A 9,728-nucleotide genomic window follows, 5' to 3' on the forward strand; every position below is an offset into this window, starting at 1 on the left:
TCCTCGAGACAAGGCGGAAACAGCGTCGTCTGATCGCGCTCGGCACCGACAACAAACCGGCCCATGTCTACCTCCGGTCAGACCGAAGGAACGTACCATCATCGGGGTTTTGACACAGCCAGGGTCGGAGGCGGAACGTCCCCTTCGAGTTGCAAGGCCAAGGTCGAGTTTCCAGCCCTTGCCGACCCTCGGGAGGTCCACTCCCAGGCTGTCGAGGCAGGGACCGCCGACCGGATGGGTGGGTTCGCGACTGACCGCTCTTGAGCGGCCATGGATCAGAGCGGACGGCGAGATAGCGCCCGCTTCCGGGCATGAGGGACATGGGCTCATTGACCGGAGGACGGTGGAACGGCTCGTTTTTCGCCCCTCGTCGCCAGCCAGCGGCGGCGTAGGGTTACGGAGCGTTCGGGATAGCGCTCGTCGAGGAACGCGACGGTCCCGAGCCGATCCGGGCGGAACACTCGGAAGTGCTGCCGTAGCTCGCACCACGCCATCACGACACGAACAGTCGCGACGTAGCCAACCATGAACGGGCGGATGACGCGCTCGCTCGCCGCGCCGGTCTCATCGACGTAGCCGATGGCGAGCTTGCGTCCCTCGCGGCACCAAATCCTCAGGCGGGCGACGTCGACGTGGTCATCGTCGCGATGACGCGAAGGCGGGGTCCCCACCGCGGGATCGTCGATGACCGGGCGGAGATCCTCGGGCACGATGGCCGCGATCTTGGCGAGCACGCCGAGGGCGGCACGGGCCAGCCCCGCATCCGCATGGGCGACCACCCATTGCGCGCCGAGCGCTACCGCCTCCACCTCGTCCGTGGTCAGCATGAGCGGCGGCAGATCAAAGCCCCGCTCAAGGACGTAGCCCACGCCTGCCTCGCCCCGGATTGGCACGCGCTGGGCGACCAGCGCATCGATGTCGCGGTAGATGGTGCGCTTGCTCGTCTCCAGCTCGGCGGCGATCCGGTCGGCCGTCAGCGGGCCGGACGCACGGCGCAGTACCTGGATGATCTCGAAGAGGCGGTCGGCGCGGCGCATGACCCGTATCCGATGGCGGGCGGCCCTACGACATCGCCTCCAGGATCGTGCAAGACATCAGGCTGCCGACGACGAAGAAGGGGGCGTTGAGAGCCGTGTACGCGAAGGGTCGCGGGAAGAGCGGGTTGATGGCGATGTTGAGGGTCATCGGAACAAGGTAGCCGACTCCGACGAGGGCACCCAAGACGAGCGCATCGCCGTAGGTCGTGATGCCGAGCGCACGCAGGAGGATGGCACTGGTGGCGACGGTGACCGCAGTGCACGCGAAGGGACCGGCGAGGGACAGCAAGCCGGGCTTCTCCTGCGGCCGGTCGGCGATGCCGAGCACGACAGGATAGTGCTTGCCGACCAACCCCACGAACCACGCCGCGCCCAGGATGAAGTGGGCGACGCTGGCAACACCGACTGCGAGCCAGTTCACGTGGGAGAGAGCTTCGATCATGGGTCCCATTCCTTGCACCGGCGGTTGCCGAGGGCCCTTTGATAGCGAAGCGCTGTTGCCACCGTGGTGTCAGCAGCGTTAGTCCATCATGTCGATTTCCCATCCCGAGCCGACCTTAACAGTGGCAGACGAATGGCCGCTTTCGGGAAGCTCCAAGGCCTCTCTGCATGCCCTATTTGGGTCTGATACGGAACGTCCGCTTCCGGGCGGAGGGCTAAAGCCCGCTTCCCACCCCGAGCCGAAGTTGCTGGAGGGCTGACAAACGGCCGCTTTCGGGAAGCGCCGACGTGGGCCTGGGCGGCATAGTTGGGTCGGAGGCAGAACGTCTGCTTCCGGGGGGAGGGTTAAAGCCCGCTCCCCACCCAACTCGGTCACTGCCGCCAGAGGTTGTCATGTCTGCTCCAAAGCATTTGTCAGGTCAGTCCGATCGACGGGCAAAGCCGCGCTGCTGTCGAGTTCTGATCAACACGCGGGTCGATGACGCGATCTGCGTCGATCCAGTTAGGGTTAGGCTGGGCGATCAGCAGCGCTCGTAACGCCTTCAGATCGGTTTGTCGGTCCGATCGCTACTGCGTTCCACCTTCCGAAGCTCGCGGCTCCCAATCTACGATCGAGAGGTCGAGTGGCAGGGCCTTGCGCACGGCAAGCGGGGCTGATCTGCGGGTCAGCGTAAGCGGTGAACCAGTCGCCTCCGCCCGATCGAAATCGGAAGTCCCCGCCTCGGCATCCGTCGGAATGGCAAAGGCCTCGAAGACGTACGGGAGACCGTCCGCCTGAAGATCGTCCGGACGGTCCATGACGTGAAGGTGGAGATGCGGCGCCTGGCTGTTGCCGGTGTTGCCCAGCTCGCCGGTGATCGCGCCGCGCCCGACCCGATCGCCGAAGCGCACCCTGCCGCTTCCAGGACGAAGGTGGGCGTACAGCACGAACGCTCGGCCACCGATGGCGAGCCCGACGAAGTTGCCGTCCGCCTCGCTGATCGGCAGGTTTGCCGGCAGCGCACCTGGTGCCTGGTCGGGTAGATCGTTGCGCGCCCCGACGACCGAGCCGTCTGCCACCGCCAGCACCGGCTCACCGTAGATGCGGTAGCTCTTCACGTCCTTCAGGTCGCCTCGCACGATCCGGTTCTCGTCGTCGATCTTCACCCAATCGATGGCGAAGCGCTGTGCCAACCGAAAAGCTCCGTTGAGCGGCAGCAGCACACGGACATGCCGGATGGAAACGCAGCAGCCGTCTCCGGCGACGTAACCGCTTCCGCGTAGCGGGGCTCCCAGTACGGGCAGGGCCGTGTCGATCACCAGCGTGTCTGCGACCCGCATCGACAACTCGGACTTCAGCGGCTCGGCAAACCTGTCGATCTCGTGCACCAGTGCCTCGGGGACGCGCGCACCGGCGTCGAGCCCGAAATGGAGGAAAACGACTCCGAACTGGGAGGGGCCGAGCGATGCCGTCTCGCTCCCGCGGCGACCGCCGAGCAACAGGCGCCGACCGATTACGTCCCGGTCGAGCGCCAATAGTTGGCCTCCAGAACGGCGAGGCGATTGAGATCGGATCGCCCATCCAGGACGTTCGAAAGGCGACGATCGTAGACGAGGTGGTTGCGACCGTCCGACATCGGCACGACCCACGGCGACGAGCGGCGTCATAACGGGGGACGTTGCCACGCCATGCCGGCCGATCTCGGCCGCGCTGGCCGCGCCAAAGAGCAGCGGGGCGAGGACAACCGCAACTTGGGCGGCGGAGAGGGCACGCATCGGGGTCTTTGGGTCAGACGGCGAACCGGTGCGTCACAAAACTGATACGCAAGCAAGCGTGACAAGTATCTCTTCGACTTTGAGGTTTATGCCGAAACAAGAATAATAGGTGCCTAGCGTCAGGTATCTGTCTGGGGGGCAGGGTAATAGGTCAGCTAAATTTACCCAAATTGAACTCGACCAGCTCGCAAAAAGCTAGCTGCCAAAATTGCTCTGTGGATAGTTTCGCCATTGCACGCTATTCCATATTCCAAATTTGCGAAATTAAAGGAGGGTTAATATTAAAATTCTCTCATGAATGGAGAGAAAAATGTGGGACGAACCGTCTATTTTCGATTTTGTGTATTTCGAAACTTGCGACAATGACATTAGAAGAATCGCAAGACTCAAAATGGTCGCGTCGTTTATCGTCGGGAAGGCAAGTGCGGAAGCCAAAATTGACTACAGGTCAGTGCCGTTCACTATGTTAAGTGATCACAAGGGTATATTGACTATTAAATGGAAAGATCGGAAGTCAATGGAAGTATATTCAAGATTTGCTTCGATTGCGTGGACAATCGTTGGGAGTGAGCCGTCAGAAAATATTGTACATGAAATTTTTAAAGATCACAGCTAGATGTTTTCATATATTGGATTGGAAATTTTCATACTTAAAATGTGGATAACTTTTGGTCGGCATTAAAATGTCTTGCCAATCGATGCGCTCGAGACAAAACTGATCGAGCAAACGATTGCGGTTGTGTGGGTCGGATACGAGGCGTTCGCTTAAGCGCTGATAATCCGGCTGGTCCGATGAGGAATGCTCTGCGTAGATGTGGCTCGTCCCCGATACGCAGGGCAACACGTACAGAACCGGCGGCTGAGCACCGCACCTAAAGACGCTATAGTCCATCTGTAGTGCCAGCGTATTGCATCTCGAGCTTGGTCAAACCAGGGGCGAGGTGCGTCTGGCGTGCCCTGGGCACTCTCCATACTGCACCCTCGTCTCAGCGAACGAGGGTAAGATGTTGAGCCGACAAAATCCTACTGTTGAGCAATTTTTCACTATCAAAAAAGCAGCTGAGCTTCTCGGCATTCATTATTGGCAATTGTTGAGGTTAGTCAATAGCCAAAGCTTGCCCGTGTATACTTTTGGAAATACCCGCAGGCGGGTTCGCCTATCTGAAATTGTCGCGTACATCGAAGCAACACGTAATGGAGGCGTGAAATGAGCGCTTCCTCGTTGACTTCCAACATCAGCTCTGTGGCATTCTTGAAAGCTGTGCACGGGGAGACTTTCAGCGGCTTCCACGCTCTGTTCGCGATGCCGTCGAAGAAGACTACCTTCTACGATAGCTCGCAGTGGTCCGCGATGGATACCGACATTGCTCGGTTAGGTTCGGTTCTGGACATTTACAGCGTGATTGGCACGCAGCGAGAGCGGCTGCAAGCCGGTGTTCGAGGAAGCGTTGCCACAGTTCGCCAGATGTCGGGACTGGTTATCGATGTCGATTTCGCCTCGATGAAGGACACCAATAAGCGATACGTGGCACATACGTCCGCCGCGGCCGACGTTCGCCGCCAGCTGTCTATCGCGCCTTCAGCGGTCGTATCGACGGGTAATGGTGAGCACTGGCATTGGTTTCTCAAGCGTCCTGTGTTGATCGAGAATGAGGAGGAACTTCAGAACGCCAAGGAGATCGCCGCCGCTTTTAGTCGGTACATGCAAACAATTTTTAGGCAGAGCAGCGCAGAAATCGACAGTATCGGTGACATTACCCGTGCGTTCCGCATCCCGGGGACGTTCAATCACAAAGGCGGTGAGAAGAAGCCGGTCGTGCTTCTCGAATTCGATCCCGAAAAGCGCTACTCAACAGCAGATATTGAGCGACTCATCAAACCGGCATCTCCATCGAAAGCACCCGCGAGACGACGGCGGCCCAGCGACGGCTTCGGGCTAGCTGATCATGAAACGATTGGGCGCGGGTGTTCCTGGTACGGGGCGATGTCTGGCGAAGGAGCTGAAGATGCGTCCGAGCCAGAGTGGTTCGCGGCTGCCAGTATCACGGCATGCTGCCAGGATGGTGAGCGGATCTTCCACGCTTATAGCTCGGCATACGCTGGTTACGATGAACGTGAAACTCAGCAAAAATTCGACCGTGCTCGACTTAGCGATGCACCGCGAACGTGCTCGTCGATTGAAAGCGATCTTGGACACGAGGCTTGTCGCAAATGCCCCTACTACGGGTTCATCAAATCGCCCGTCCAGATTGGCTCGGGTCCGCCACGGTACGACCCTGGAAGTGAGGGGCCGATTCCGTTGGGATATAATCGTGATGGTCTCTACTCGCTGCGAGACCAATCTCGAAATATCATTGTGTCAGCCAGTGCTCAGCAGTTGCTTTCGAGCCAGTGGCTTCAAGGCGTTGCACCCTCGGCTTTCTGGCGTCGTCAGTATCCCAGCAAGAGTCTCTTCAATTTTGCGGCAGCTGGTGAGGGACTGATCGCAGCATGCAAGCGCTCCGGTCCATTTAATCCCTTGCGAATTCGAGGTCGAGGCATATGGATAGAAGACAACGAGGTGGTGCTGAATCTCGGAAATCCGATCCGCGAGGGGTTGAAGAACCAGTATTTGTGCTTTGAACCGATTTCTCTTCCAGACAACGCGGCTTTCGACGCTACGCGTCTACTTGACCTACTGAGCCGTTTTAAGTTCCGTGAGCCCAAGAACGCCATGTTGCTACTTGGGTGGCTTGCGATTGCGCCAATCTGTGGCGTGCTCTCGTGGCGACCTCATTGTTTCATTTACGGACCACCGAAGGCCGGCAAGAGCACGCTGCACAGGCTCGCTTCGGCGATCCTCACCCCGCTTGCTATTTCCACGACGGGGGACAGTTCCGAGGCGGGCATCCGGCAAGCCGTAGGGCCGGACAGCCTACCGGTGATCATCGATGAGTTCGAGAGTGACCAAAGGCGGGGAAGGCAGCAGGCGATCATCATGCTTGCTCGAAGTGCCTCATCCGGCGACACGCCGATCTTGCGCGGGACCCCCGAGGGGAAGGCGATGCAATTCAGCTTGCGTACCACCTTCTTCTTCAGCGGCATCAACCCCGCGGGTCTTTCGCCAGCGGACGCAAGCCGGATCCTTCTGCTCGAACTCTTGATGCATGACAACGATCAGGAAGATGCTCGCCAAATCGCAGCTGAACTCGCCTATTTCGCAGACACTGGTCCGAGGTGGTGTGCCTACATGGCGTCGAGAGCGCTATTGATCTCACCTGCCCGAGAAGTCTTCGAGATGGAGATGGCAGGAATGGACTCGCGGCTTCGGACAAACATCGCGACCCTGCTCGGGGCCGGGTTTGTGGCTTTGCGTGGCCGTATTCCTGCCGAGGGGGAGGCAAAGGAGCAGGTCGCGGACTTCGAATCTACAACTGCGGGACACGCTGAAGAGGTTGATCGCGACGACGCGCTGGAGGCTCTTCATCATCTCCTCGCGTACCCGATCGGCCAGGCATCGCTCGGCCAATGGATCGCACGTGAACTCCGAGACAGAGTTCAAGACGGTGACAAAGATACGAGACCGAGTGCTCAGATCTTGTCGGGGCTCGATATCGCAATGAATGCCGGCAACAAGGATCCCGGATTCTTCCTTCTGAAGGGCGCCCCGGGTATCGAGAAGATATTTAAGGATACCCAGTGGGCTGGAGGAGCCTGGATGCATGCAATTCGCAAATACATCGGTGCATTCTCTCCGAGAGACCCGGTCTATTTTAGCAACATAAGGAAGAAGGCCAGAGCGATCGGGATCGGTTTTGATATCCTTCCTGAAGCCACAGAAAGCCAGGCGGAGGAAAGCTATCAAACTCCGAAGGATAGTCCGATCAATTTCTAATGAGCAGACTGTTGGTCTGGGACGTAGGACGGGACGGACGGCACAGAGAGTGTGGGGGGAGGGTGCTCTTCATTGCAGCGCAATGTCGGCTGCATCTATCTCCCCCTCTCCCCCTATCCATTGATGTCCGTCCTGTCCTGCGTCCTGACCGCATGCGACCTACCGCTATCCCACCGTTACTTCATAAATGCGGTGTGTCTACGGGTCGTATTGGCAAAATGAAGCGGATACGACCGCTTGTATATCTGTATCGTCCGGCCCGTGATGCGGCATTCGTGGTTACAGGCGTGGTTACAGGGACAAGTGTGTTCCCGGCCTGCCCGACGGGAAGCGGTCGATAGACGCTCGTTAACTGTGCTTCCGGGCGTCGCAGTGCGAATAATTGTTCCGTCTGTAATCACGTGATTTTCTGTTCAGGTAGACAGTGGAGTATCGGTAATGTCGGCCCCCGCTCAATTCAACATCAGCCTGACCAAGCGGGATCGCCGTCGCAAGCTCCGTTCGGGCGAGTTCGTGACGAACACGCGCTGGGTCTTGAACTACACCGATCCCAAGACGGGCGCCCGCGTCCAGCTGTTCTTCGAGCGGCAGAAGGAGGCCATCGCCAAGCGCAACGAGATCGCTGCCGCCGTGGAGGCGCGGACCTATATTCCGGAACGGGAGGTCATCACCGTCGGCGAGGCCGTGACGCGCTGGATCGAAAACCGCCGCGGCGAGGTCAAGGATCGAACGCTGTTCGGTTATGAGCAGGCGGCCCGCTACATCACCGATCCGCTGTTGGTTGGTGCGACCCCGGTGCAGCGACGCGTTCATACCGAAACGGGTCTTGTACCGGATGGCGCGTCACTTAAGCCCACGCTTGGCGCGATCAAACTTAATCGCCTCTCCACGGGTGAGATCCGGACCTGGCACAAGCTGCTCATACAGCAAGTGGGCGCCTCGACCGCCAACCGGGCTCGTAAATACCTCGGTGGCGCGCTCGCTCTGGCTGCAGAGGATCTTGGCATCCGACCACCCGCGATGCCAACCCGGCTCGGCAAGGGTCGCGCGAAGACCGTGAAGGCGATCCTATCGTCTGAACAGGTCTCGAACCTCCTCACTGTCGCCGCCGCCGATCCTGAGAAGGGCATCTTCGTGGCATTCCCCTTCCTCGCCGGAACGCGGCCGAGCGAAATGCTCGCTCTGCTTTGGGAGGATGTCGACTTCGATGCAGGTGTCATCCGCATCTGCCGGATGCAGGAGATCGACGGCACCGTCTCCGAGGTGACGAAGACGGCGGCTGGCCGACGCTCGATCCCGATGTCGGCGAGGCTTCGCGAGATGCTGATGGCGTGGCGCGAGATCTGCCCCCACCGCGAGGGCGAGCCGCGTCGTGTATTCCCGGGTCTCGGGACGCGCCAGATGTGGCCGCTGCCGCGGATAGGGGGAGGGGGGATCCACCTCTATTCCAACTACCGCACACGGATCTGGGCGGTGGTGCTGAAGCGCGCTGGCCTACCGTACGTCACGCCGCATTCGGCCCGGCACTCCTTCATCTCGACCCTTCAGGCCGAAGGCGTGGAGGTGGGACTGGTCGCGAAGATCGCAGGCCACGCCAGCCCCGTGGTCACGCTCAGCTACTACACGCAGGCCGTCCGGAATTCCGATGTTGCACGTGACGCGCTCGACCGTGCATTCGCTGCCTGAGCCGAACGGGGCGGGTCCCGTGTCGCGCGTAAAATATGGAGAGAGAGATAGATCGGCGGTGGCTGGTTGCGCGTAATGCGCTTTGGAACATCCTAATGGTAGCTGAGGAGGGCAGGGGACACATTTATATGTCGTCTTTATATTGGCGTGTTAACCGCCCTGAATAGCGAGAAATTGTGCCCGAAGCTCGGGAATGCTTTTCTAATTTGTCGATTCTGACAGATTAGAGGAAATTTTCGATGCACACCGGCTTCCGCAGCATTCGCTCTACCGACATGACGTCGGTTGCGAGCAGCACCGCTGAGTGCCGTCGCGTTGCTGCCGCCCATGTCGAAGCTGCTCGGCAACACGCCGCCGCAGCGGACGCCCATGCGACCGCTGCCGAGATGCACTTCGAAGCCCGTCAAGATGGTGATGCGGATCTTCAGCTAGAGGCGCAGGACGCGAGTGCCGATGCCGCTGCGCAAACTGGTACGGCCATAGAGGCCTCTGAATTCACCGGCGAATGTATCCTCGCTATCCGTGATGCGGGTCGCGAGGCCGATGAGGCGGTTCGGCTTGCCGAAGACGGCGAAGACCCGCGCGACGCGCATACAGCAGCTGCTCGGCACCATGCGGCAGTCGTTCAGCGCCATGCTGAAGCCATTGAAGTCAGAGAGCCGGACAGCGAGAACGCCGAAGATGCTCGCGCCGAAGCAGAAAGCGCCGCTCTGCGAGCCGTGGACGCCGCGGCAACCCTGCAGGCCGCGATACTCGGGTAGCGCGTAGCGGGCGGTAGCGCGGTCGATCGCTGTTCGCTTCTCGGTTTGACCCTGGCTGTGTCAAAACCCCGATGATGGTACGTTCCTTCGGTCTGACCGGAGGTAGACATGGGCCGGTTTGTTGTCGGTGCCGAGCGCGATCAGACGACGCTGTTTCCGCCTTGTCTCGAGGAC

Annotated in this window: 6 protein-coding genes; 3 read left to right on the plus strand and 3 right to left on the minus strand. The window is 59.7% G+C overall.

All coding sequences use genetic code 11. The features are described from left to right. Positions 1 to 326: 326 nt before the first annotated feature. The 3 genes from FV217_RS20860 to FV217_RS20870 form a co-directional block, all read right to left on the minus strand. On the minus strand, positions 327 to 1,037 hold the full coding sequence (locus tag FV217_RS20860; protein ID WP_147820313.1) for a YafY family protein: 711 nt from the start codon (positions 1,035 to 1,037) through the stop codon (positions 327 to 329). Positions 1,038 to 1,062: 25 nt separating this feature from the next. Next, positions 1,063 to 1,479: a DUF1761 domain-containing protein gene (locus tag FV217_RS20865; protein WP_187272658.1), complete on the minus strand. Its 417-nt coding sequence runs from the start codon at positions 1,477 to 1,479 to the stop codon at positions 1,063 to 1,065. A 566-nt stretch (positions 1,480 to 2,045) separates the two neighbouring features. After that, the gene (locus FV217_RS20870; RefSeq protein ID WP_187272659.1) at positions 2,046 to 2,993 is read right to left on the minus strand and encodes a M23 family metallopeptidase; all 948 of its coding nucleotides are present in this window, start codon (positions 2,991 to 2,993) and stop codon (positions 2,046 to 2,048) included. A gap of 1,447 nt (positions 2,994 to 4,440) precedes the next feature. On the opposite strand from FV217_RS20870, the gene FV217_RS20880 reads away from it, so the two are divergent. From FV217_RS20880 to FV217_RS20890, 3 genes are all read left to right on the plus strand, one after another. Further along, a complete protein-coding gene (locus tag FV217_RS20880) occupies positions 4,441 to 7,107 on the plus strand; it encodes a hypothetical protein (protein WP_147820321.1) in 2,667 nt (888 codons plus the stop codon). Between the two features lie 438 nt (positions 7,108 to 7,545). Further along, positions 7,546 to 8,793: a site-specific integrase gene (locus tag FV217_RS20885; protein ID WP_147820323.1), complete on the plus strand. Its 1,248-nt coding sequence runs from the start codon at positions 7,546 to 7,548 to the stop codon at positions 8,791 to 8,793. Positions 8,794 to 9,032: 239 nt separating this feature from the next. Next, positions 9,033 to 9,554, plus strand: a complete 522-nt coding sequence (locus FV217_RS20890) for a hypothetical protein (RefSeq protein WP_147820325.1) — start codon at positions 9,033 to 9,035, stop codon at positions 9,552 to 9,554. The last annotated feature ends 174 nt before the right edge of the window (positions 9,555 to 9,728 follow it).

This window comes from Methylobacterium sp. WL9, assembly GCF_008040035.1.
GTDB lineage: Bacteria > Pseudomonadota > Alphaproteobacteria > Rhizobiales > Beijerinckiaceae > Methylobacterium > Methylobacterium thuringiense.

Excerpts from the sequence above, each read along its gene's own strand:
- FV217_RS20885 (WP_147820323.1), top strand. The coding sequence starts at position 7,546 with ATGTCGGCCCCCGCTCAATTCAACATCAGCCTGACCAAGCGGGATCGC.
- FV217_RS20865 (WP_187272658.1), bottom strand. The coding sequence starts at position 1,479 with ATGATCGAAGCTCTCTCCCACGTGAACTGGCTCGCAGTCGGTGTTGCC.
- FV217_RS20880 (WP_147820321.1), top strand. The coding sequence starts at position 4,441 with ATGAGCGCTTCCTCGTTGACTTCCAACATCAGCTCTGTGGCATTCTTG.
- FV217_RS20860 (WP_147820313.1), bottom strand. The coding sequence starts at position 1,037 with ATGCGCCGCGCCGACCGCCTCTTCGAGATCATCCAGGTACTGCGCCGT.
- FV217_RS20890 (WP_147820325.1), top strand. The coding sequence starts at position 9,033 with ATGCACACCGGCTTCCGCAGCATTCGCTCTACCGACATGACGTCGGTT.